This window comes from Oleiphilus messinensis (assembly GCF_002162375.1).
GTDB classification, from domain to species: Bacteria; Pseudomonadota; Gammaproteobacteria; order Pseudomonadales; family Oleiphilaceae; genus Oleiphilus; species Oleiphilus messinensis.
Window position 1 is genome coordinate 1,700,413 of record NZ_CP021425.1, and the last position, 23,346, is coordinate 1,723,758.

General features: G+C 49.9%; 19 protein-coding genes. 11 read left to right on the plus strand and 8 right to left on the minus strand.

Annotation, left to right across the window (positions count from 1 at the left end):
• The first annotated feature begins 15 nt into the window (after positions 1 to 15).
• Positions 16 to 2,118, plus strand: coding sequence for a polyribonucleotide nucleotidyltransferase (pnp, locus tag OLMES_RS07395; protein WP_087460666.1), 2,103 nt, complete (start codon positions 16 to 18; stop codon positions 2,116 to 2,118).
• Positions 2,119 to 2,214: 96 nt separating this feature from the next.
• Here pnp and OLMES_RS07400 read toward each other — a convergent pair whose 3' ends face one another.
• The 5 genes from OLMES_RS07400 to OLMES_RS07420 form a co-directional block, all read right to left on the minus strand.
• A complete protein-coding gene (locus OLMES_RS07400) occupies positions 2,215 to 2,916 on the minus strand; it encodes an ABC transporter ATP-binding protein (protein ID WP_087464382.1) in 702 nt (233 codons plus the stop codon).
• Positions 2,916 to 3,671, minus strand: a complete 756-nt coding sequence (gene livG / locus OLMES_RS07405; protein ID WP_087460667.1) for a high-affinity branched-chain amino acid ABC transporter ATP-binding protein LivG — start codon at positions 3,669 to 3,671, stop codon at positions 2,916 to 2,918. Before livG ends, OLMES_RS07400 begins: the two co-directional genes overlap by 1 nt.
• A gap of 3 nt (positions 3,672 to 3,674) precedes the next feature.
• Complete coding sequence (livM, locus tag OLMES_RS07410; RefSeq protein ID WP_087460668.1) at positions 3,675 to 4,988, minus strand: high-affinity branched-chain amino acid ABC transporter permease LivM; 1,314 nt, start codon at positions 4,986 to 4,988, stop codon at positions 3,675 to 3,677.
• The gene (gene livH, locus OLMES_RS07415; RefSeq protein ID WP_087460669.1) at positions 4,985 to 5,911 is read right to left on the minus strand and encodes a high-affinity branched-chain amino acid ABC transporter permease LivH; all 927 of its coding nucleotides are present in this window, start codon (positions 5,909 to 5,911) and stop codon (positions 4,985 to 4,987) included. Before livH ends, livM begins: the two co-directional genes overlap by 4 nt.
• A 120-nt stretch (positions 5,912 to 6,031) precedes the next feature.
• Positions 6,032 to 7,147 (minus strand): branched-chain amino acid ABC transporter substrate-binding protein, encoded by a 1,116-nt coding sequence (locus tag OLMES_RS07420; protein WP_087460670.1) that lies wholly within the window; start codon positions 7,145 to 7,147, stop codon positions 6,032 to 6,034.
• A gap of 547 nt (positions 7,148 to 7,694) precedes the next feature.
• On the opposite strand from OLMES_RS07420, the gene OLMES_RS07425 reads away from it, so the two are divergent.
• Positions 7,695 to 8,612, plus strand: coding sequence for a DMT family transporter (locus tag OLMES_RS07425; protein ID WP_232465287.1), 918 nt, complete (start codon positions 7,695 to 7,697; stop codon positions 8,610 to 8,612).
• Here OLMES_RS07425 and OLMES_RS07430 read toward each other — a convergent pair.
• A complete protein-coding gene (locus tag OLMES_RS07430; protein WP_087460671.1) occupies positions 8,600 to 9,205 on the minus strand; it encodes a hypothetical protein in 606 nt (201 codons plus the stop codon). The two genes, OLMES_RS07425 and OLMES_RS07430, sit on opposite strands and share 13 nt — an antisense overlap.
• 374 nt (positions 9,206 to 9,579) lie before the next feature.
• Here OLMES_RS07430 and aceE point away from each other — a divergent pair, with 374 nt between their 5' ends.
• The 9 genes from aceE (at position 9,580) to OLMES_RS07475 (ending at position 21,756) form a co-directional block, all read left to right on the plus strand.
• A complete protein-coding gene (aceE, locus tag OLMES_RS07435) occupies positions 9,580 to 12,240 on the plus strand; it encodes a pyruvate dehydrogenase (acetyl-transferring), homodimeric type (RefSeq protein ID WP_087460672.1) in 2,661 nt (886 codons plus the stop codon).
• A 14-nt stretch (positions 12,241 to 12,254) separates the two neighbouring features.
• Positions 12,255 to 13,871, plus strand: a complete 1,617-nt coding sequence (locus tag OLMES_RS07440) for a dihydrolipoyllysine-residue acetyltransferase (protein WP_087460673.1) — start codon at positions 12,255 to 12,257, stop codon at positions 13,869 to 13,871.
• A 205-nt stretch (positions 13,872 to 14,076) separates the two neighbouring features.
• On the plus strand, positions 14,077 to 15,348 hold the full coding sequence (locus tag OLMES_RS07445; protein ID WP_087460674.1) for an aspartate aminotransferase family protein: 1,272 nt from the start codon (positions 14,077 to 14,079) through the stop codon (positions 15,346 to 15,348).
• A 62-nt stretch (positions 15,349 to 15,410) separates the two neighbouring features.
• Complete coding sequence (locus OLMES_RS07450) at positions 15,411 to 16,463, plus strand: arginine N-succinyltransferase (protein WP_087460675.1); 1,053 nt, start codon at positions 15,411 to 15,413, stop codon at positions 16,461 to 16,463.
• 40 nt (positions 16,464 to 16,503) lie between these two features.
• Entirely contained in the window at positions 16,504 to 17,553 is a 1,050-nt protein-coding gene (astA, locus tag OLMES_RS07455; protein WP_087460676.1) for an arginine N-succinyltransferase, read from the plus strand.
• 1 nt (position 17,554) lies between these two features.
• Positions 17,555 to 19,063 (plus strand): succinylglutamate-semialdehyde dehydrogenase, encoded by a 1,509-nt coding sequence (gene astD / locus OLMES_RS07460; RefSeq protein ID WP_087460677.1) that lies wholly within the window; start codon positions 17,555 to 17,557, stop codon positions 19,061 to 19,063.
• On the plus strand, positions 19,060 to 20,406 hold the full coding sequence (gene astB / locus OLMES_RS07465; protein ID WP_087460678.1) for an N-succinylarginine dihydrolase: 1,347 nt from the start codon (positions 19,060 to 19,062) through the stop codon (positions 20,404 to 20,406). Before astD ends, astB begins: the two co-directional genes overlap by 4 nt.
• A gap of 123 nt (positions 20,407 to 20,529) precedes the next feature.
• Complete coding sequence (locus OLMES_RS07470) at positions 20,530 to 20,946, plus strand: hypothetical protein (RefSeq protein ID WP_087460679.1); 417 nt, start codon at positions 20,530 to 20,532, stop codon at positions 20,944 to 20,946.
• A gap of 72 nt (positions 20,947 to 21,018) precedes the next feature.
• Positions 21,019 to 21,756, plus strand: a complete 738-nt coding sequence (locus OLMES_RS07475) for a tetratricopeptide repeat protein (RefSeq protein ID WP_087460680.1) — start codon at positions 21,019 to 21,021, stop codon at positions 21,754 to 21,756.
• 1 nt (position 21,757) lies between these two features.
• Here the strand turns inward: OLMES_RS07475 and OLMES_RS07480 are convergent, their stop codons facing one another.
• Positions 21,758 to 22,387: a DUF2799 domain-containing protein gene (locus OLMES_RS07480; RefSeq protein WP_087460681.1), complete on the minus strand. Its 630-nt coding sequence runs from the start codon at positions 22,385 to 22,387 to the stop codon at positions 21,758 to 21,760.
• 206 nt (positions 22,388 to 22,593) lie between these two features.
• The gene (locus OLMES_RS07485) at positions 22,594 to 23,343 is read right to left on the minus strand and encodes an NlpC/P60 family protein (RefSeq protein WP_087460682.1); all 750 of its coding nucleotides are present in this window, start codon (positions 23,341 to 23,343) and stop codon (positions 22,594 to 22,596) included.
• Between the last annotated feature and the right edge of the window lie 3 nt (positions 23,344 to 23,346).

Below are 23,346 nucleotides of genomic sequence, written 5' to 3' on the forward strand. Positions count from 1 at the left end.
AATCAAGGAGAACATGTGAATCCAATTACTAAAAGTTTTCAATTTGGCGGTTCCACCGTCACCCTAGAAACCGGTCGAGTTGCACGACAGGCAACCGGTGCTGTGCTCGCATCCATCGATGATACCAGCGTTCTGGCGACCGTTGTAGCGGCAAAAGATGCACGCCCTGATCAAGATTTCTTCCCGCTGTCAGTACATTATCAGGAAAAACTCTACTCGGTAGGTCGTATTCCCGGTGGCTTCTTCAAGCGTGAGGGACGTCCTACTGAAAAGGAGACGTTGACTTCCCGGTTGATCGATCGACCTATCCGTCCTTTGTTCCCGAATGGTTTCATGAACGAAGTTCAGGTTATCTGTACTGTGGTTTCAGCAAACAAAAGTGTTGATCCTGACATCCTGGCCATGCTCGCAACATCTGCAGCACTGGCGGTATCCGGCATTCCATTTAATGGCCCAGTCGGCGCTGCCCGAGTAGGCTTTACTGAGGATGAGGGTTACATTCTCAATCCTACATTTGAAGCGCTCGACGGGTCGCTGTTGGATATGGTTGTCGCTGGAACCAAAGACGCTGTGTTAATGGTCGAATCTGAAGCGAAAGAACTGACCGAAGATGAAATGCTGGGAGCTGTGCTGTTTGCCCATCAAGAGATGCAAGTTGCAATCGACGCAATCACAGAATTCGCGGCGGAAGTGGGAACGCCATCCTGGGAGTGGAGTGCGCCGGAAGGTAATAAACCGCTTTTGGAAGCGCTGAGTGAGAAATATGGTTCTGCGATTTCCGAAGCTTACACGATCAGCGAAAAAATGGCCCGTTACAGCCGCCTGGATGCGTTACGATCTGAAGCCGCTGCAGCGCTTGGGGGAGATGAGGAAGGTCAGCCATCCGCAGATGAAGTAAAAGATGTATTTAAGAAGCTTGAGAAGACGATCGTACGTGGTCGCGTAATTGATGGTCAGGCAAGGATTGACGGTCGTGATAACAAAACCGTTCGTCCGATTGATGTTGAAGTTGGTGTGCTGCCGAATGCGCATGGCTCTGCGTTGTTTACTCGAGGTGAGACCCAGGCTTTGGTTGTGGCCACTCTGGGTGCGATTCGCGATGTGCAAATCGTGGATGCATTGGAAGGCGAAAAGAAAGAGCCGTTCATGTTGCATTACAACTTCCCTCCATATTCCGTGGGAGAATGTGGTCGTATGGGTGGTGCAGGTCGTCGTGAAATTGGCCACGGACGTTTGGCCAAACGTGGTGTCCAGGCAACGATGCCCGTAGTAGATGAATTTCCTTATGCAATCCGTGTTGTTTCAGAAATCACCGAGTCCAATGGCTCGAGTTCGATGGCCAGTGTGTGCGGAAGCAGTCTGGCATTGATGGATGCAGGTGTACCTATTACTGCTCCGGTTGCCGGTATCGCCATGGGCTTGGTGAAGGAAGGCGAAAAGTTCGCAGTTCTGACCGATATCCTCGGTGATGAAGACCACCTCGGTGATATGGATTTTAAAGTAGCAGGTACCTCGGAAGGGATCACCGCACTGCAGATGGATATCAAGATCGAGGGCATCACTGAAGAGATTATGGAAGTAGCTCTGGGTCAAGCTCATACCGCGCGTATCCACATTTTGGGTGAGATGGGCAAAGTTATCGACAAGTCCCGTGATGACGTATCTGACAAAGCACCGAAAATGCATACCATGAAGATTGACCCTGAGAAAATTCGGGATCTAATCGGTAAAGGTGGTGCAACAATTCGTTCAATCTGTGAAGATACTGGTGCGTCAATCGATATTGAAGATGATGGCCAGGTTCGTATTTATGCGGAAGATAAAATCATGGCAGATGCAGCTATCGAGCGTGTGTTTGCGGTAACGGCTGAAGCGGAAGTTGGCAAGGTTTACAAAGGCAAGGTAGAGCGAATTGTAGATTTTGGTGCTTTTGTTAATATTTTGCCTGGTAAAGATGGTTTGGTTCACATTTCCCAGATCTCTGAAGAGCGTGTGAACAACGTTTCAGATGTTTTGTCAGAAGGGCAGGAGGTGTTTGTTAAAGTGCTGGATATCGATGCTCGTGGACGCATCAAGTTGAGCATGAAGTCCATCTCAGAAGAAGAAATGAACGGCTAGTTTGTTCATTAATCCGGGCGCTGTATTCAGCGCCCGGAAGCTGATCGCTTTCCATCTTAAGCGAAAATTGGCGGTCTGGTGACCGGTGATGACTCGCTATCCTCCCAAATATGCTTTCCTTACTTCTTCATTGGTCAGCAAATTTGCCCCGGTGTCTTGCAACACAATTTCACCATTTTCAATTACGTAACCTCTATCGGCCAACTTAAGCGCCTGATTGGCATTTTGTTCGACCAGAAATATTGTCATTCCCCGGCTTCTGAGTTGATCGATAATTTCGAAAATCTGGTTAATGATAATGGGCGCAAGCCCCAATGAAGGCTCATCAAGAAACAGTAATTTTGGCTGCGTCATCAATGCTCTGCCAATTGCCAGCATTTGTTGTTCGCCGCCGGACATGGTGCCGCTGCGTTGACTCTCCCGCTCTTTGAGTCGGGGGAACAGGCTGAATACGTACTCCAGCGTTTCATCGAACTGTGCTTTGGCTGTGAAAAAACCGCCCATGTGCAGATTTTCTGCCACCGTCAGCCCGGGAAATATGCGTCGTCCCTCTGGCACGATTGCAATTCCGCTGCGCATGATTTGAGATGTTGGCTTTCCGGTGATGTCCTCTCCCTGATAAATGATTTTTCCGGCACTGGGTTTCGGGTCGCCACAGATACTCATCAGTAGCGTCGATTTACCCGCTCCGTTTGCACCGATCAAAGAGACTATTTCGCCCTCATTCACATCGATTGTAACCCCTCGCAGCGCTTCAATTTTACCGTAGTGAGTATGGATGTTATCGACTTTCAGCATCATACTTCTCCCAGGTAAGCTTTTATAACGTCAGGGTTGGTGCGAATTTCTTCCGGTTTTCCGCTGGCCAGGGGTTGTCCTTGATTAATGACTACAATTTCATCTGAAATCCCCATCACCAGACTCATATCATGTTCGATCAAAAGAATCGCGATATTGTAGTCTTCCTTGAGACTTACGATCAGCTCATCGAGATCCTTGGTTTCCCGGGGGTTCAGCCCGGCTGCAGGCTCGTCCAGCATCAGCATCCGTGGTTTGGTGACCATACAGCGAGCGATTTCGAGTCGCCGTTGCTGACCATAAGCGAGGTTTCCGGCTTCCCGGTTGGCCAGGTCGAGCAAATTTACTTTCTCCAGCCAGTATGCCGCATGATCCATAGCCTCTCGTTCTTTGCGACGATAGGAGGGGGTGGTGAACAAACCGGCTAACAGATTTGTATTCACATGCCGATGTTGAGCGACCAGCAGGTTCTCGATCACGGTCATGCTATTGAACAGTCGCACATGCTGGAATGTTCTGACCATGCCTTTTCTGGAGATCTTATAGTCTGGGAGGCCCTGAATTTCTACACCATCCAGTTTAACCTTGCCACCGGTCGGGCGGTAAAAACCGCTAATACAGTTAAATACCGTTGTTTTACCGGCACCATTGGGGCCAATAATCGATACGATTTCTTTATCACTTATTTTCAGGGAGACACCATCAACTGCGAGCAAACCACCGAAACGCATTGATAGATTTTCAACTTCGAGCATAAATCAACCTTTACGAGTCTTCAGTGTGAGGTGAGGGCGCTGCATTGGCACCAGGCCTTGTGGACGCCAGATCATCATGAGTACCATCATTAAACCGAATAGCAGCATTCGGTATTCCTGAAATTCCCGTGCAAGTTCTGGCAGGACTGTCATCAGAACGGCGGCGAGGATAACGCCCAGTTGTGAGCCCATGCCACCCAAGACAACAATGGCTAATATGATTGCTGACTCGATAAAGGTAAAGGATTCAGGACTTATAAAGCCTTGTCTGGCGGCGAAAAATGCCCCTGCAAATCCTGCAAATGAAGCACCGATGGTGAAGGCGGAGAGCTTGATTATCGTTCGATTTAAGCCGAGTGAGCGACAGGCTATTTCATCTTCCCGTAATGCTTCCCAGGCCCGTCCTACAGGCATCCGGATCAAACGACGAATAACATAGATTGTGAATACAACGAGTAGAAGGGCCAGAAGATAGAGAAACAGAATTTTCAAGGAGCTGTCATAATCGACACCGAAAAATTCATGGAAGGGTACATTTCCTTCTTCTTTGGCCCGTCGTGTGAATTCCAGTCCGATAAGCGCGACATCAGGTTCAGTTTGCAACATCGGGAGGTGGGGTTTCGGAATCCCGCCGATACCATTAGGGCCGCCAGTGAGTTGGGTCCAATTGTTGAGGAGAATTCGTATAATTTCCCCAAATCCGAGAGTGACGATAGCTAGATAGTCGCCCCGTAATCGCAGTACCGGAAATCCGAGAATGAAGCCAAATGTAGCTGCGAGAATACCCGCAATCGGCAAGCACTGCCAGAACGAAAGACCAAAGTACTCTGAAAGCAACGCATAACTGTAGGCACCTACTGCGTAAAATGCCACGTACCCCAGATCCAGTAATCCAGCCAGGCCCACCACAATATTCAAACCAAGACCGAGCATGACATAGATTAAAACCAGTGTTGCCAGGTCAATCGATCCACGACTGGCAAAAAAGGGCCAGATGAAGGCAAAGGAGATCAAAACCAGCATCATGATGACCCCGGACTTGGGGTGAGCTTGTACCGATTCTTTTATGGAGGTGACCGCTGTCATTTGCGGTAACGGGATGTGTTGCACAATGCTTTTAAGGGATTGGCGATATAACTGGAAAAAGAACACCAGCAAGGTGGCGCCAATCAGGTAGAAATAGGTCTCTTTCTCTGCGCCTGCGATACTGGGAATTCCGCCATCTGCAACAAGTTTTAGTCCAAGCAGAGGAAAGCTCAAGGCTAAGGTCGCGATTGCCGAGATCAATGCATTGGAGAATGTGCTTTGTGATGTCATATTTTTTCAACCTCCGGTTTGCCCAAAAGCCCGGTAGGTCGGAAGAGCAGGATAACGACGAGCAGACCGAATGAGACAACATCTTTGTATTCGGATGAAAAGTAAGCGGCTGTCATGCTTTCAGTCACACCGAGAATGAGTCCGCCCAGCATGGCGCCAGGAATACTGCCGATACCCCCCAGCACTGCTGCGGTAAATGCTTTCAAACCCGCAATAAAGCCGATGTAAGGGTTGGTTACGCCGTAGTACAAACCGAGCAGTAAGCCTGCTACAGCGGCGAGCGCAGCACCGATGACAAAGGTAACAGAAATAATTCGATTGGTATCGATTCCCAATAGGTTTGCCATTTTCAAGTCTTCCGATACCGCTCTACAGGCCCGACCGGTTCGCGAGCGTGCGATAAATTGTGTCAATGCAAACATTGCGATAACGGTGGTGACCCAAATGATGACTTGCATGAGGGATACGGTAGCCTGAAAGCCGTCACTGGGACCGAATGACCAGTTTCCTTCGATCAGGCTGGGAATTGCGACATCTCGGGAACCTTGCGCCAAACGGACATAGTTCTGCAGGAATATGGACATACCAATGGCGGAGATGAGCGGGATAAGCCGGTTACCGCCCCGTAATGGCCGATAGGCAACCCTTTCTACTGACCAGCCAAAGGTGCTGGAAATCAGGACTGCTGCTAATAGGGCCAGCAATAATACCAAGGGTAAAAACGTTATGCCCATCATGGTGACTCCGGCGATTGCAACGAACGAGACGTACATCCCGATCATATAGATCTCACCGTGGGCGAAGTTGATCATTCCGATGATGCCGTACACCATGGTGTAGCCGATCGCAATTAGTGCATAGGTACTACCAATGGTCAGTCCGTTGAGCAATTGTTGAAGAAAATAGAGCGTAAACTCCAGCATTCATCATCTCCGAGTTTAGGACTTTTGTTATCTGTGCTCATTTTTTTCGGCCTAAACAAAAAACACCTCATTCCCGGTTGGAAATAAGGTGTTTTTTTAATCAATAGGCGAAAAAACCAACTATTTTACAGCAGTTTTTGTTCCATCGGAATGCCATTCGTAGATAACAAAGTCAAAACTTTTCAAATCACCTTTGTTATCGAAAGCGATTTTTCCGGTTGGGGTATCAAATGTATTCTCGCGCAGCGCTTTTTGAATTTTGTCAGTATCGGTTGATTTTGTCATTTTCATCGCATCGGCCATGACCTGTACGGCTGAATATGCAGTCATTACGAATGCACCGCTTGGGTCTTGTTCCTTGGCCACGAAAGAATCTACCAGAGATTTGTTTTTAGGGTCTTTATCAAAGCTTGGTGGCAAGGTTACCAATAGACCTTCAGACGCTTCGCCAGCAATGTTGCTGATGTCTTTGTTCCCGACGCCTTCCGGGCCCATGAACTTGGAGTTCAGTCCCTGATCTGCAGATTGACGCAAGATCAAACCGAGCTCAGGGTGATACCCGCCGTAGTATACGAAATCAACATTGGCTTTTTTCATTTTGGCGATTAATGAGGAGAAGTCTTTATCCCCTGCTGTAATCCCTTCGAACATCACAACATTGATACCTTGTTTTTCTACAGTTTGCTTTACTGCAGTTGCGATACCTTCACCGTACTGTTGTTTGTCGTGGATAACCGCCAGGTTCTTGGGTTTGATTTTCTGGGCGATATAATTACCTGCAACCGGCCCCTGGTGGCTATCAAGACCGATGGTACGGAACAACATTTTGTAACCGCGTTCGGTAATTTCCGGGTTGGTTGATGCGGCAGTCACCATCAGAATGCCTTCATCTTCATATACGTCTGATGCGGGCTGAGTGGAACTGGAGCAAAGGTGGCCAACCACAAATTGAATCCCGTCGTTAACAATTTTGTTCGCAACGGCTACTGCTTGTTTGGGATCACAGGCATCGTCATAAATGATACCTTCCAGCTTATCGCCATTGATACCGCCCGCTTCGTTGATTTTTTCAATGGCCATTTGTGCGCCAATCATTTGCATATCGCCATACTGAGCGACGGGTCCGGTAACGGGTCCAGCCAGGGCGACTTTGATATTGTCTGCCTGCGCCAGCGTAGCACCAAACAGTGCCGCAGAAACGCCTAACCCAAGTAATGATTTTCTAACTTTGCTCATTTTCAATATTCCCGTTCTTTTCTTTTAGTTCCCATCTGGAGGATCTTTCTGAATTTACTTTGTCCTGAGGTCATTTTATATTTACCGGCGGTCAAGCGTAATTCAATGAGTCGAAAGCCTTTCCGGATAATTTCGTTATCTGCATTGTGCTCATATGGTTATTGTTTTGAGCGTGCAGGAGAATCTTACAAATTAAGTGTTGTGAAAGATAGTGTAATACACACCACCGCGATTGCTATTGCTCAGCCGGGAATTTATACCAAGTTCTAATTGGCAAAGACATTTGTATCAGTTAGTTTGTAGTGCAGTTGCCTTTCATACTGCGGAAAAGTGTACTTTAGCCATTAACATCGAGTCTGGATATGTTGATACTGATTGCGAGTGAAGTACACCGTTCGAGCCGGCCCCGCTTCTGGATGAGTTGAAGCGTTGTAGAACTTAAGTTTCGAGTTGTTGTTATGATATTAGATTGTGCTGTTCTGGTGTTGCACAGGGCTCCCGTTATTTGTTTATCGTTTCCTGGAAACCGGATTGAAGGAATCGCGTTTTGAGAACACTGTTTGCAGATCTCGAAGCGCGTCGTGGTGGAGCCGCAACCGGTGTAATTCTGATGCTGCTCTGCGTTTTCGTTACCGCTTGTGCAGGCGCGATGACGAAACATATTGTCGATCAGGTTCCGGTGGCGACGATAATCTGCATTCAGTACGCCGTGTGTCTGCTGTTTTGTTTACCCCATCTGCTTCGGCATCGGCAAGCGGTTTGGAAAACCCAACGATTGGGAACGCATATCGTACGGGGTATTGGTGGGTGCCTTTGTTTTATTTTCTATTACTTGGCCATCGAGAATGTGCCTCTGGTGGAAGCGGCACTTTTGAGGAGTGCATCCCCGTTGTGTGTGCCATTAGTGATCTGGGCGATATCGGGGAAACGTATCCACCGGCTGCACTGGATACCAATTATTCTGGGCATGTGTGGTGTGGCACTGATATTGAAGCCGACATCTCATGAAGTCAGTATTTGGCATCTGGTCGGATTTATGTCCGCCCTCAGTTTGGCGGTGTCTATGGTGTTTACCCGCGGGCTGACCTTCACTGAACCGGGCTACCGTATTCTATTCTATTATTTTTTGATTTCGGTTTTATTTGCATTGCCCTGGATGCTTTACCATTGGCAACCCATCCCCCCTGAAACATGGCCTTTTTTAGTGGGAATAGGAGTGTCTATTTATGTCGCGCTCTGGCTCTATACCGAGGCGTACCGGTTTGCGCAAGCCAGTTTGATATCGTCCTTTAGTTACTTCGGTGTTGTATTTGCGGGAATACTGGGCTGGATCTTCTGGAAACAACTGCCCGATATGATTTCATTTGCAGGCATTGGACTGGTTGTTGCGGGGGGGATTTTAATGCTCTGGATTGGTGAACGAACGTCTAAGCAGCCGTCGGGCGTTAGCAATCAACGCCCTTGAATAGTCATGCTTGACTGACTCTGAATGTTGGTATAGTAAAAATTGCCGCGAATTTGCTGGTTGGCGTCCGCTGCATTGAGTATTTGTACGCGTTGTACAATGGCACTTTGGTTTATGGCGAGCCCATTCGAACCTGTGGCGCTGACATCACTGAATTTCAGGCGGGGGTCGATTGTTACGGTGCTGTCACCAAACTCAGACGCGGATGAGCTGGTTTGCGATGTGTTGTCCACGTCATTGAACGCAACAGAAACGGACGTATTACCCAGCAGTGCGTTTTTCTCGCTGCTTTCCGTGTCGTTCTGAATCCGGTTCGAATCCGTGTTAGCGTGATCCTGGCTGTTGTGTATGGTATTTCCGGGCGCATTTTGCTGCAGTTCCGCGACAACTTCACCTGCAGCAGTATCTCCGGCCAGATTTAGAATTTGTTCCAGGCTTTGTGATTCCGCAGAAACATTTTGCATGTCTTCTTCGGTCAGGGGTTGTACCGCCTGTGCCGCAGACGAGCAGAGGATAAGCAATAACATAGCCTGGAGGCGGTTACTGAGCCTCACTTTTTGGAAAGGCAACCCGTGTACGTGTTGACTTGGCATAAGTTAAATCCTCGAGGTTTGTTTTACCGTAATATGTGCCATGTACCGCAAATATGAATGCAATTGGACGGTGACCGCTGCTACTTTGTATCTGATGCGTTGCCAAATGTGTAGATTTGTAACGCTGGGCAAATTATCAGCGATTACTAATCGTACTGCCAAGGGACTTGGTAGTGTTTTATGACGTGGTTCTCGTTTTTAGTGTACGGGTGCACCGTGATGGGTTCCTCCTCCACGAATGACCCGTAACAGGGCAGAAGAGTCTACACTGATTAGATCAGAGGCTATTTTTTGAATCAGGTTGTATCAATCTGATCAGATCGTGCGTAGCAAGCTTTTAAATAGTGTATCGAAATCGATGACAGGAGCACTGCATGCAAGAGGATATAGATCCAATCGAAACCCGTGAATGGCTGGAATCGCTCGAGTCGCTCATTGAAAACGAAGGTATCGAGCGCGCAGCATACATTCTCACCCGCCTTTCAGAGCGCGCCACCCGGGATGGCACACAACTTCCTTATTCCATCATTACCCCTTATCGCAATACCATTCCGGTCACCCGGGAATCCAGAATGCCGGGTGATTTGTTTATGGAGCGCCGGATACGATCACTGATTCGCTGGAACGCGCTGGCAATGGTACTTCGGGCGAACAAGCGTCCGGGGGATCTCGGGGGACACATTTCCACCTTTTCTTCCATTGCCACGCTTTATGATGTGGGCTTCAATTATTTTTTTCACGCTGGCAACGAAGAACGGGAAGCAGATTTGATCTATTTGCAAGGGCATAGTTCACCCGGCATTTATGCGCGTTCATTTCTGGAAGGTAGAATTGAAGAAAACCAGATGGACAATTTTCGCAATGAGGTGGATGGTGAAGGTCTGTCATCTTACCCGCACCCCTGGTTGATGCCGGATTATTGGCAGTTTCCGACGGTATCGATGGGTCTCGGCCCGATGCAGGCTATTTACCAGGCCCATGTCATGAAATATGTGCAAAGCCGGGAGCTGGTGAAAACCGACGGACGCAAGGTTTGGTGTTTTGTTGGCGATGGTGAAACCGATGAACCGGAAACACTCGGATCGATAGCGCTGGCGGGCCGTGAAAAGCTGGATAATCTTATTTTTGTCGTCAATTGTAATTTGCAGCGCCTGGACGGGCCTGTGCGAGGTAACGGTAAAATCATCCAGGAGCTGGAGGGTGTTTTCCGCGGCGCGGGCTGGAACGTTATCAAGGTGGTGTGGGGCCGGTTGTGGGATCCATTATTCGAAAAGGATAGCAATGGCATCATGCAGCGAGCAATGGACGAGTTCGTCGACGGAGAAATGCAAAACTTCCGAAGCAATGGCCCGGCTTATACTCGACAGCATTTCTTCGGTCGATATCCAGAGCTGGCCAAAATGGCAGAGTCGCTAACGGATGAAGATATTGTCAGGTTGAATCGGGGTGGGCATGACCCTTACAAGGTTTATGCGGCCTATCATCAGGCCGTGAAGCATACGGGACAGCCAACGGTGATTTTGGCGCACACTATAAAAGGTTATGGCTTCGGGCGCAGTGGTGAGGCACAAAATACCACCCATTCCCTGAAAAAACTGGATATCGAAACCTTGCAGAAGTTCAGGGATCGGTTCGGGATTCCCCTGAACGATGAAGAACTCAAAGATGTACCCTATTATCGCCCTTCACCGGACAGTCCCGAAGTGTTGTATATGAAAAAACGCCGGGAGCAGTTGGGGGGCTTTTATCCCAAGCGCCGAAAAGACAGTCGGCCACTGACAATCCCTGATTTGAGTTTGTTCGAGAACCAGTTGCAAGGCTCCAATGAACGGGAAATTTCGACCACGATGGCCTTTGTCCGGATTCTCTCGACATTAACCAAGGACAAACGAATCGGTAAACGCATCGTGCCGATTGTACCTGACGAAGCCCGTACATTTGGTATGGAAGGAATGTTCCGACAGTTGGGAATCTACACCTCAGAAGGGCAGAAGTACGTACCAAATGATCGTGATCAGGTGATGTATTACCGGGAAGACAAAGCCGGTCAGATCCTTGAAGAAGGCATTAATGAAGCGGGGGCCATGTCAGCCTGGATCGCATGTGGAACCTCTTATAGCACAAACGATTATCCGCTGATCCCGTTTTATATTTTTTATTCCATGTTTGGCTTTCAGCGTACGGGAGATCTGGCATGGGCTGCGGGTGATAGTCGCTGTCGTGGTTTTCTGATGGGGGGCACCTCGGGGCGAACGACCCTGAACGGAGAAGGTCTGCAACATCAGGATGGTCATAGCCATGTGCTGGCCAGCACGGTGCCGAACTGTCTGGCTTATGATCCTGCATTTGCCTACGAGCTGGCGGTGATCATTCAAGATGGCATGCGACGCATGTATCAGGAAAACGAGAGCATTTATTACTACATCACGATCATGAATGAAAACTACGTTCAACCCGCAATGCCGGAAGGCGCTGAAAAGGGAATTGTGCGCGGTATGTACTGTCTGGAGGAAACTTCCTCCGCACAGGCAGACAGTAAGCTTCAGGCCCAATTGCTGGGCAGTGGTGCCATTCTCAACGAAGTGCGCGCCGCCGCAAAAATACTTGCTGAACAGTTTGCGGTAAGTTGCCGGGTGTGGAGTGTGACCAGTTTTAATGAGTTGGCGCGAGATGGACAACACAAACAGCGCTGGAATTTGTTACATCCGGATGAGACGCCGCAAGTGCCATTTGTGGCCGAGTGTTTGCAGGATCGGGCGGGGCCTGTGATTGCATCAACTGATTACATTCGGCTCTACGGTGAGCAGATTCGTGCATTTGTTCCTTCTGAATACACGGTGCTGGGTACCGATGGCTTCGGGCGGAGTGATACACGGGAAAAACTACGCCAGCATTTTGAAGTGGATCGCTACTACGTGGTGATTGCCACCTTGAATGCTTTGGCAATGCGCGGAGAAATTGAAAGGTCAATAGTGTTGGATGCCATGCGCACCTTCAATATTGACCGAAACTCTGCCAATCCCCTGCACCGGTAAGGGAGGAGCAGACGATGAGTAAAGTTGAAATCAAAGTTCCGGATTTGGGTGGTGGTGAACAGGTCGATGTGATCGAACTCTGTGTGCAACCCGGTGATAAGCTGGACATCGATGATCCAATGATCGTGCTGGAGACGGACAAGGCAACTATGGAAGTGCCTGCGACTCAGGCAGGCACTGTTCTGGAAATGCATGTGGCGATCGGGGATAAAGTCTCGGAAGGTGATTTGGTGCTGGTTATCGAGGCGGACGAAGCTGTTGACGCAAGCGCGGGGGATGCTCAAGCATTTCCGGATGAAAGCCGTCCCGAACCGACCAAACCCGCTTATTCCAATGCACCCGTCTCTGAACCGGTGGGTACTGAAAACACTCCCGATTCGGGGTCCTTGGAATCGAAATCAGTGTTGGTGCCGGATATTGGTTCCGAAAAAGCCTTGGTGGTCGAGATCTGCGTAGCTGCAGGGGATGACATCCAGGTGGACGACGCCATCGTTGTGCTGGAGTCGGATAAAGCCACTATGGAAGTGCCGAGCCCTTATGCGGGAAAAGTTGAGTCCATTGCGGTGCAATTGGAGCAGTCCGTGAGCGAAGGCGATGTACTTTTGGCCATTTCAGTGGCAGGTTCAGGTCCTGTACCTGAAAAAGAATCGCCTCCTGAACATTTGCCCGCAACACCAAGCCCCCGTCCTGAAGAGGAGCGGGTATACGCTGGCGCGTTGAGCCCCGGAAGTCGAGTGCATGCAGGGCCAGCTGTGCGTAAATTGGCGCGGGAATTTGGTGTGGATTTGAGTCAGGTGCAGGGCTCAGGGCCCAAGTCCCGAGTATTGAAGGAGGATGTCCAGCGCTACGTTAAAACGGCATTGAAGCAAACGCCTGTCAGCTCGGGTCAGGGCGTCGGATTACCCCAGGTGAAACTGCCGGACTTCAGTCAATTTGGTCAGATTGAACGCAGATCAATGACGAAAATTCATCGCGTGACGGCTGAAAACATGCAGCGAGCCTGGCTTAATGTACCCCATGTCACCCAATTCGATGAAGCCGATATTACGGAGTTGGAGGCATTCCGGCAGGCTCAGAAAGCCGCCGCATCGGCCCGAAACAGTAAACTGACGCCATTGCCGTTCATTGTTAAAGCCTGCGCCTATGCTTTGCAGAAGCTACCACAATTTAATGTATCGCTTGATATGGAAAGTAGTGAGATAATCCAGAAGCATTACATCAATATTGGTGTGGCGGTTGATACGCCTGATGGGCTGGTGGTCCCGGTGATCAAGAATGCAGGTCAAAAGGGCATTTGGGATCTGGCGGATGAGATGACAAGTCTGGCGGACAAAGCGCGGGAGAAAAAGCTCAAACCTGTTGATATGCAGGGGGGATGTTTTTCCATCTCCAGCCTCGGCAGTGTGGGAGGCACCGCGTTTACACCCATTGTGAATACGCCGGAAGTTGCCATTTTGGGCGTGTCGAAAGCCGCGATCAAACCGGTTTTCAAGGAAAATGAGTTTGTGCCCCGCTTGCTTTTGCCATTGTCATTATCCTACGATCACAGGGCAGTCAACGGTGCAGAAGCCGCACGCTTTACCGGATTGATCAGTCTGTTGTTAAGTGATATCCGGCAATTGTTGCTGTAGATCACGCCAACCGCCGGGGGATGGCCGGTGTAGTGGAGCTGTGTAGTGTAGAGGTGTAGTTTAGAGGTGTAGTTTAGACAAGACCTTGTGCCGCGTGAACCTGATGGCGTACGTTGCCAAGGTCGCCTGAATGAGCTATAGAATGGGTATCGGTTGAGGCTTGTTCATATTTTGATCCGTACCGATGGAGTGGAGAAGTAGGCGTATGCCGCAAAGTAATGATGTATTGATACAAGGTTCCAAACTTCCAGTGTCTAATGGGGACGATGCCGTTTCCCGCACGACCTTTGATCAGGTCATGGTGCCAAATTATGCACCCGGAAAAATGATTCCTGTCCGGGGATTTGGTTCCCGGGTGTGGGATCAAAGTGGCAACGAGTATGTCGATTTTGCCGGTGGAATTGCGGTGAGTGCGCTGGGACATGCACATCCTGAACTGGTTTCAGTATTAACCCAGCAGGCGAAGCAGCTGTGGCATTTGAGTAATGTCCTGACCAATGAGCCAGCACTCCGGTTGGCTCGTTTGCTGGTGGATAATACATTTGCAGACAAGGTATTCTTTGCTAACTCTGGCGCGGAAGCCAATGAAGCCGCATTCAAGCTGGCCAGACGCCACGCCTCGTTGAATTTCGGTTCTGAAAAGAATGAAATTATTGCCTGCCTGAACGGTTTTCACGGTCGTACCCTGTTCACGGTATCGGTGGGCGGCCAGGAAAAGTATACCGAGGGGTTCGGGCCGATACCTCAAGGCATTACCCATATACCGTACAATGATTTGGAAAGTTTGAAAGCCGCAATTTCAGATAAAACCTGTGCCGTTGTCGTGGAGCCTATTCAGGGTGAGGGCGGTGTACTTCCGGCCACCCGGGACTTCATGAAAGGTGTCAGAGCGCTGTGTGATGAATATCAGGCTCTGATGATTCTTGATGAAATTCAGACGGGTATGGGGCGTACCGGAGAATTGTATGCGTACATGCATTACGGCATTTATCCGGATGTGTTGACCACGGCGAAAGCGCTGGGTGGCGGTTTTCCAATCGCGGCGATGCTGACTCGAGATCAATTTGCAGCCAGCCTGAGTGTTGGCAGTCATGGCAGCACCTATGGTGGAAACCCCTTGGGATGTGCAGTGGCAGAAGCTGTTTTCAATATTGTGAACACGCCGGAGTTTCTCTCAGGAGTGCGTCTGCGTCAGGAAATGATGCTCGATGCCCTGGAACGCATCAATCGTCAGTACAGTGTGTTCAAAGAGATCCGTGGCCGAGGCTTGCTAATCGGCGGTGAACTGGTTGAGGGTTTGCGCGGTCAGTCAAAATTACTGCTGCAGAAAGCGCTGGATGAGCATTTGATGATATTGGTCGCAGGGCCGGATGTTATGCGTTTGGCACCCGCGTTAAATATACCTGAAGAGGATATTCAAGTCGGTATGACCCGCTTGAGTGCCGCTATAGGTGCGATGCTGCGTGAAATAGAGTGAGTTTATCAGGACGTAAATGACGCCAGGGATCTCGGCAGATTGTGCCCCGGAGGGTTGCAGTTATGCTGTTAGTGAGACCTTGCCATTCGTCCGATCTAGAGGCAATCACTGCGCTTCTTGAGCGCAGTGGCTTGCGTCTGTCAACATTACCGAGAGACCCAGAGCTGTTGGCTGAACGGGTCCAGGTTTCCCTTGAGTCCTTTGCTCAATCCCCGTCTCGACAGGGTAAAGAGCGCTTATTGTTTGTGTTGGAATATTCTCCCGGAAATTCAGATTCAGATCGCGATACGCCGCAGGTAATCGGTTTGGCAGGCATCGATGTCTGTGCTGGCAATGGTGCGCCTTTTTACAGCTACCGCCGGGATGAACTTATTCATGCTTCCCATACCTTAAATGTCCATAATCGTATTCCGGTATTGTATCTGACTCACGAATTGACAGGCAGTACGCTGTTGTGTTCGTTTATGCTCCACCCGGATTGGGCTACGTCAGATCATCGAGCCTTGTTAATGTGTTCCCGGCTGTTGTTTATCCAACAGTATCGTCACCGTTTTGCTGACACCGTGATTTCCGAAATACAAGGGGTGAGCACTGAAGATGCGCAATCCCCTTTTTGGGATAGTCTGGGAGCCCACTTTTTCGCTATGTCCTTTGCCGAAGCGGACAGTCATAGCGCCTATCGATCGAAAACTTTCATTGCTGAGTTAATGCCCCCGCATCCCATTTATGTGCCATTGCTTACGCCAGCCGCTCAGCGGGTCATCGCGGTTGCCCATGATCAGGCCCAGGTGAATATTGAGCTAATGGAGCGGGAGGGTTTCAGTAAAGGCCCTCACATCGACATTTTTGATGGCGGCCCGACTTATGAGTGTCCGGCTGTTCGGTTGTCGGCGACCAATCCCGCCCGGATAAAACAGGTGCGTTTTGGCGGACACAATGCTGGGCAAACCTATTTGGTGGCCAATACCTCGTTCCAGGAATTTCGATGTGCGCTGGTTCGTTTTAGCGATGGTTTGGGGGATGTCATTCGAATTCAAGAAACCGTAGCCGGACTGCTGGGTGTCAAGGATGGTGATGCCGTTATTTATGTGCCCTTCAAGTCGGGAGGACGTTAGCCGACAACTGTTGAATTCCGTTCCGTTACCGGAGGCCGTTATGGTCATTATCAGACCGATTGAACCTGAAGATATTGAGGCATTGCTGGATATGGCCTCGAAAGCGGGAGTTGGCGTAACCACATTGCCACCTAACCGTGCGCTTCTTGAAGCGAAAATCAGGGTTTCAGTGCAGTCCTTCAGCCAGCAGATCCCGGAGGATCAGGCGCAATATCTTTTCGCTCTGGAGGATGTTGATGTTGGTCGGATCATCGGTGTGAGCGCCATCCTGGCCCGAGTGGGACAACAGGATGTCTGGTACAACTATCGAGTCAGCACCACGGTCAGCACCTCCAGAGAATTGGACATTCACAAGTGCACACCAACGTTATATCTGACCAATGATATGACAGGGTCGACTGAAATTTGTACGTTGTTTCTGGATCCAGATTATCGGCATCGTAACAATGGTCAACTGTTGTCCAAATGCCGATTTATGTTTATTGACGATCACAGCAATCTGTTTGCGAGCAAGATTTTTGCAGAGATGCGGGGCGTCTCCGATGATCAAGGGCGTTCGCCTTTCTGGCAGGCGCTTGGACATCATTTTTTCAGTATCGATTTTTCTGAAGCAGATTATTTGACGGGCATTGGCCAAAAGTCGTTTATCGCAGAGTTAATGCCGAAGTATCCCATCTATTTGCCCATGCTTGGCGCAGAGGCCCAGGCCGCTGTTGGCAAAGTGCACCAGCAGACGCGGCCCGCGCTGGCGATGCTGGAAAGCGAGGGATTCAACTTTAATGGTCTGATTGATATTTTCGACGGTGGTCCCTTGGTTGAAGTATTTGTAAACAGTATTCGAACTATTCGGGACAGTTTCAACCGCCAGGCATTCATCGTAAAGCACGTGGATACCGATGTTCGAAACTCCGCATTCTACATGGTCTCCAATCGCTCTTTTTCCTGTTTCAGAGTGGGATTGATCACGGGTGACGCGATTAAAAGCGATACTGTTTCATTGTCGGCAGAACTTGCTGAGCGGCTGCGTGTAAATTCCGGGGACGTCGTCAGATTGACTGCATTGAGAGACCCCAGGCAGAGGAGAAACTGATATGTCTGATCAGAACACAGAAGGGGAAGGGGCCAGGCTTGCGCCTCTGGAACAGCTCTATATCAATGGCCGTTGGGCCCATGGGCAGGGCTATGAATTAAACTCGTTAAACCCTTCCACCGGTGTGAGTATCTGGCGCGGACAAAGTGCCGGTGAAGAGGATGTGGACCGGGCCGTGATGTCCGCGCGGTCTGTGTTCCCCGATTGGCGAGCCTGGCCATTGCAAAAACGGATTGATGCTGTAGAAGCATTCGCGCTGGCGCTCGAGCACAATAAAGAGCAAATCGCATTCATGATTGCCCAAGAGACCAGTAAACCACTCTGGGAAAGCCGGACTGAAGTGCAATCGATGATTGGTAAAGTCAACATTTCCATATCCGCTCAAGCACAACGAGCGGGTGACACGCGACAATCCGGGCCGGCGGGTGATGCAGTTTTACGCCATCGACCCCATGGTGTGCTTGCGGTTTATGGTCCTTATAACTTTCCTGGCCATCTACCCAATGGACATATTGTTCCTGCTCTTCTGGCTGGAAACTGTGTTGTTTTTAAACCCAGTGAACAAACACCAGCCGTGGCGGATCTGGTCGTGCAGTGTTGGGAGCAAGCCGGGTTACCGGCCGGTGTTCTCAATCTGGTGCAGGGAGCCGCGGATGTCGGGCGACAACTGGCGGCCCATCCGCAAATAGATGGCATACTGTTCACCGGCAGTTCGGGAACCGGCCACGCACTGCATCAACAATTTGCGGGCGCACCGGAAAAAATTCTGGCACTGGAAATGGGGGGCAATAATCCACTGATTGTCCATGACTATGAATCATTGGACGCGGCAGTCTACCTGACGTTGTTCTCTGCGTTTGTCTCGGCAGGTCAGCGTTGCACCTGTGCCCGGCGCTTGTTTGTGCCCCGCACAGCGCAGGGTGATGACTTTGTCGCGGGATTGATTTCGGCCGCAGGCCGGATTGAGCCGGGACAATACGATGCCAGCCCGCAACCCTTTATCGGCGGTGTCATCCATCAAGGGGCAAAGTCTGCGCTTCTGGCTGCCCAGGATAATTTGTTAGCGCTCGGTGGGGGGGCGTTGTTGGCCATGCGTGCCCATAGCTCAGGTTTGACCCATTTAACTCCTGGAATTATCGATGTTACAGCACTGGCAGAGCCGCCGGATGAAGAGTGGTTTGGCCCACTGCTCAGCGTGAGGCGATATGATTCAGTTGAAGATGCCATCACCCAGGCAAACCGGACCCGGTTCGGGCTGGCGGCGGGTCTGGTTTCCCGGGATCACCAGCTGTATCAGTATTTTCTGGAACGGATTCGGGCAGGCATTGTCAATTGGAACAAGCCGCTCACGGGGGCGAGCAGTGCTGCGCCGTTCGGTGGCGTTGGTCAGAGCGGTAATCATCGACCCAGTGCGTTCTATGCTGCGGACTATTGTGCCTATCCCATGGCTTCCATGGAGGCAGAGCAAATCGACCTTCCTGAATCGCTGGCGCCGGGAATCAGCTTATGAATTACCATGAAGTGAATTTTGATGGTCTGGTGGGCCCGACCCATAATTACGCGGGCTTATCCTTCGGCAACGTGGCATCGCAATCCCACAAGCAAGCGGCGTCGAATCCAAAAGCGGCTGCGCTGCAAGGTCTCGCAAAAATGAAGGCACTGGTTGACCGGGGGTTCAAGCAAGCTGTTTTGCCGCCTCAGGAGCGGCCGTCCATCGCGTGGTTGCAGCGCCTGGGTTTTACCGGCAGTGATGCCGAGATTCTGGCGAAGGCGGCGCGGGAGACCGGGCTGCTACCGATGCTCGCCTCGGCGTCGTGCATGTGGGCGGCGAATGCCGCGACGGTATCACCCAGCCCGGATTGTCGGGATGGTAAAGTCCATTTTACTGCTGCCAACTTGTCTGCCAATCTGCATCGGGCCATTGAGAGCCGGGAAACGGTTAATGCCCTGAAAACCATCTTTCACGACCCTATGCACTTTGCCCATCATGAGCCGTTACCCGGCGCACAGGGATGGGGGGATGAAGGCGCAGCCAATCATTCACGGTTGTGTGCGACCTACGGCCATACCGGGGTTGAAATGTTTGTCTACGGGGCTCGTGCCGACAGTGTGCTCGGGCCAACACGCTATCCAGCCCGACAGACGCTACAAGCCTCTCAGGCGATTGCGCGTTTACATGCGCTGGATGAAAAACGTGTGGTCATGGTACAGCAGAATCCGGCAGTTATTGACATGGGCGTATTTCATAACGATGTCATTGCCGTGGCAAATCAGCGGGTTTTGTTGTACCACGAAGATGCTTTTCTGGATACGCAAAAGGTGCTGGATGAACTGAATGAAAAACTGCGGGAAGGTGACTTGATACCCGTTAAAGTGCCCCGGCAAGCTGTTTCTGTCGCGGATGCGGTGAAGTCCTACCTGTTTAACTCACAATTGCTGACCATTCCGGGCAGCCATGCCCAGAACATGATTATCCTGCTCCCTGAGGAAAGTAAAAAAAACCGGAATGTTGCTGAATACGTTAATACCCTGATCGGCGCTGATAACCCGATCACCGAAGCAATGTATTTTGATCTACACCAAAGCATGCAAAATGGCGGTGGACCGGCCTGCCTCCGCTTGCGTGTGGTTCTGAGCGATGCGCAGTGGCAGGCCATCAATAAAGGAGTGGTGTTAAATGACGCCAAGTACCGGGAACTCTGCAACTGGGTCGAGCGGCATTACCGTGATGAACTCCAGCCCAAAGACCTCGCCGATCCGGCGTTACTCAATGAAAGTCGTACGGCACTGGATGAGCTCACTACAATACTTAATCTAGGTAGCTTTTATCTGTTTCAGCTAGGGAGGCGTTGAGGTCAGGTTCGGGAACCCGGATCATGTGGAATTCTGTGCCTTTTTGTAACGCCCCTTGTGCTGTACTTATTCTTGCGTTTTAATCACTTATCATCGAATTACAGGATCGAGTGATCGAATTTTATGTGGGTACAGAACAATAATCAGGAATGGCGTTCCCGGATTATCCGGATTTTTGTCATTGCCGTAATGGTCTGGGTTGTGGGGTTAACGGTACAGCTGTTCGATACCCGTGATGTGCGTGAAGTTGAAGCGGTAAACGGCTTGGTGCTTTCCGTGGAGGAAGAGCCCTACGAGCTACATACCAAAGGCGGTGTGGTGACGCGCAGCCGTTGGGTTGCGATGGTAAGAATGGATGACGGGCGCGAACTGCGGCGTATTTTTGATGATACGTTGGTAAAGGGTCATCCACCTGTGATTGATGAGTTGATTGCCTTTAAAAAAGCAACATTTGAACAAGGGAGCGTCGGGTATGTGCTCGACCATGAAAAATGGAGCGAGCGTTTCCTGAATGGCCCGGTGTTTTCCAGAGACCGATAAAAAAATTCGAACGACGAAGATGGATCGAATGGATCCACTTTCAGGACTTACGTGAAAAGGAGTTTGCCAGTCATGCCTGTTCTTGCACTTTTACTGCTTGTTATTCAAATTGCCTTTGCCGTTCATGCTGTGAAAACCGGTCGTGATACGTTTTGGGTTTATATCATTATATTTGTGCCCGCGATTGGCTGCGCGGTGTATTTTTTCACTCAGGTTTTACCAGATTTACAACAAAGCCGCACGGTACGGAGCACCGGGAACAGTTTGCTGAAGGCCATTGATCCCCAACGTGAATTACGGCGGCGCAAAGAAAATCTGGAGATTGCGGATACGCAGGTTAATCGACTGCAATTGGCGGATGAATGTGTCGAGGCCGAATTGTATGATGAAGCAATTGCGCTCTACGAGAGTTGTTTGCAGGGCTTCCATAAAACCAATCCGGCGATCATGTTGAAGCTTGCCCAGGCCTGCTTTCAAGCCCACAAGAATGATCGAACCAAACAGATACTGGAATCCCTGATTCAGGAAAATCCCGACTTTAAATCCGCGGATGGGCATTTACTCTACGCCCGCGCATTGGAAAATCTTCATTTGCTGGATGCTGCCTTGGAAGAATACCGTGTACTGGCTGAAACCTATCCGGGAGAGGAGGGCAGAGTACGCTATGGCTTGTTGTTGATGCGCATGAACCGACAGCCCGATGCCCACGCCGTATTCGAGAACGTGCTGCTCCGGGCGAAACGATCCCATAAGTTCTACCGCAAGAAAGAAGCAAAGTGGATAGCAATGGCACAGGATAATGCCAATTAAATCAATACTGCTCCAGCTCCCGAAGGGATTGGTCCAGTTCACCTAGGCGGTATTTTAAGCGACTAAGATCGGATTGCGATTTACCGTAGTTGCGCTCCATGGCTTTTATCTCGTTCAGGAGCTTTTGTCTGTGGTCTCGGGTTAAATTCTCACCCACCAGTTTGCGTTCTTTCTCTTCAATTAAATCACGTGTATCGAGCAGTTCGGTTTCACCTTTTTCGATTTCCTGTTCAATCTGCTTGATTTCTTTGGTCAGCTGGTAAATGGACTGCCCCAATTGAAAACTTGCCAAAAATCCGGGCTCCAGATGCGGGGGACAAACCCCATGATATTGGCTGCCCGCCTCACCAATGGCGCGACCATTGTGCTCCGTACAGTAGCTCTCGATCCCAGCATCCCGGCCCGACATATATGTTTCAAAATCAGGCGCTACACCATACTCGGCGCAGGATTCCCGATGCTCTCCCAAATAGCTCGCCTTCCGGCCCGCAGCACCATCTTCAAAGCCGATGGTATACCACTGCGCATGCAAACACTCATCCTTGGACAGCGTGGCACAGCCAGAGATCAAGACAGGTCCAAGCAGTGCAACCGCAAACAGTTTACGCCATGGGCTCACAGATAAAATCAATTTGAATTACTCCATTTCACTGATATCAAACTTGGTAACAGTATAGGAGGCCCACCGCAGGACATAAATTACTTTTGGCCAGGAATCAGACCAATTGCTAATTCATCTGATAACGTCAGTAATGTTTTGGCTCAGGGAGTTCAATTTGTTTTGGGCTACTACTATCCAGGTTGCTCTGAATGTTGTTATCCCAATTTTCATTCAATTCAACAGTAGTGTGAATAATTATTAATTGAATAAGGCAGCGGATACCCAAGTCTGGTTTGAAATGGTCTGCGGTACGCTACGACTTCATAGGAACGGAGCAGAAAATTTGATGATTTGACTTGGTCGCTCTGGTTGCCTCCTAAAAGCCGAATACCGCTTTGTGTAGCTGATACGAAAAATCCCACATGATACCCAGTAGAACTGCCAGTATAGGTATCCAAATTTTTATTCTTCCGTTTAATAACTGTAATAGCGCCCTTGAAGGGGGTTTCGACTTTGAATCCCCAAGTGATCCAACTTTTTGCAAGAGCATTGTTGGTTCCCTGAATTCCGGATTGGAGCATGACCCAATTTACAAACGACGAGCACCACGGTGTCTCATCAGTCTTTGCGCCAAGCCTCGTTGTCGCGTGATATTCGAGAATGCGTTTATTATGTGTATTCGCCTCGCTTTCTTCTTTTATGCCCAGCTCCGCATAAGCAATGTCATACCATGGTGCATTCACGGTTGCTACTTCGGTGGGTTTGGTCGCCTTGGGTTGAGTGCCCAAGGCGTTCCAAGTTTTTTTTCCGGCAATGCCATCAGTTTCAAGTTTATGTTCTGCTTGGAATCGAACTAAAGCTTGTTCAGTTCTCAAGCCAAAGTGGCCATCTGCTTTTAACTTCGGGCTTGGCTTTAAATATCGATTTAGCAGTAACTGTAATTTGACCACTTCTTTACCTTTGCTTCCTTGCCTCAGTGTTGACATGTT

Coding starts and splice junctions, on each gene's coding strand:
- OLMES_RS07400 (WP_087464382.1), bottom strand. CDS start 2,916: ATGCTGAAAGTCGATAACATCCATACTCACTACGGTAAAATTGAAGCG.
- livG (WP_087460667.1), bottom strand. CDS start 3,671: ATGCTCGAAGTTGAAAATCTATCAATGCGTTTCGGTGGTTTGCTCGCA.
- livM (WP_087460668.1), bottom strand. CDS start 4,988: ATGACATCACAAAGCACATTCTCCAATGCATTGATCTCGGCAATCGCG.
- livH (WP_087460669.1), bottom strand. CDS start 5,911: ATGCTGGAGTTTACGCTCTATTTTCTTCAACAATTGCTCAACGGACTG.
- OLMES_RS07420 (WP_087460670.1), bottom strand. CDS start 7,147: ATGAGCAAAGTTAGAAAATCATTACTTGGGTTAGGCGTTTCTGCGGCA.
- OLMES_RS07430 (WP_087460671.1), bottom strand. CDS start 9,205: ATGCCAAGTCAACACGTACACGGGTTGCCTTTCCAAAAAGTGAGGCTC.
- aceE (WP_087460672.1), top strand. CDS start 9,580: ATGCAAGAGGATATAGATCCAATCGAAACCCGTGAATGGCTGGAATCG.
- OLMES_RS07440 (WP_087460673.1), top strand. CDS start 12,255: ATGAGTAAAGTTGAAATCAAAGTTCCGGATTTGGGTGGTGGTGAACAG.
- OLMES_RS07445 (WP_087460674.1), top strand. CDS start 14,077: ATGCCGCAAAGTAATGATGTATTGATACAAGGTTCCAAACTTCCAGTG.
- OLMES_RS07450 (WP_087460675.1), top strand. CDS start 15,411: ATGCTGTTAGTGAGACCTTGCCATTCGTCCGATCTAGAGGCAATCACT.
- astA (WP_087460676.1), top strand. CDS start 16,504: ATGGTCATTATCAGACCGATTGAACCTGAAGATATTGAGGCATTGCTG.
- astD (WP_087460677.1), top strand. CDS start 17,555: ATGTCTGATCAGAACACAGAAGGGGAAGGGGCCAGGCTTGCGCCTCTG.
- astB (WP_087460678.1), top strand. CDS start 19,060: ATGAATTACCATGAAGTGAATTTTGATGGTCTGGTGGGCCCGACCCAT.
- OLMES_RS07470 (WP_087460679.1), top strand. CDS start 20,530: ATGTGGGTACAGAACAATAATCAGGAATGGCGTTCCCGGATTATCCGG.
- OLMES_RS07475 (WP_087460680.1), top strand. CDS start 21,019: ATGCCTGTTCTTGCACTTTTACTGCTTGTTATTCAAATTGCCTTTGCC.
- OLMES_RS07485 (WP_087460682.1), bottom strand. CDS start 23,343: ATGTCAACACTGAGGCAAGGAAGCAAAGGTAAAGAAGTGGTCAAATTA.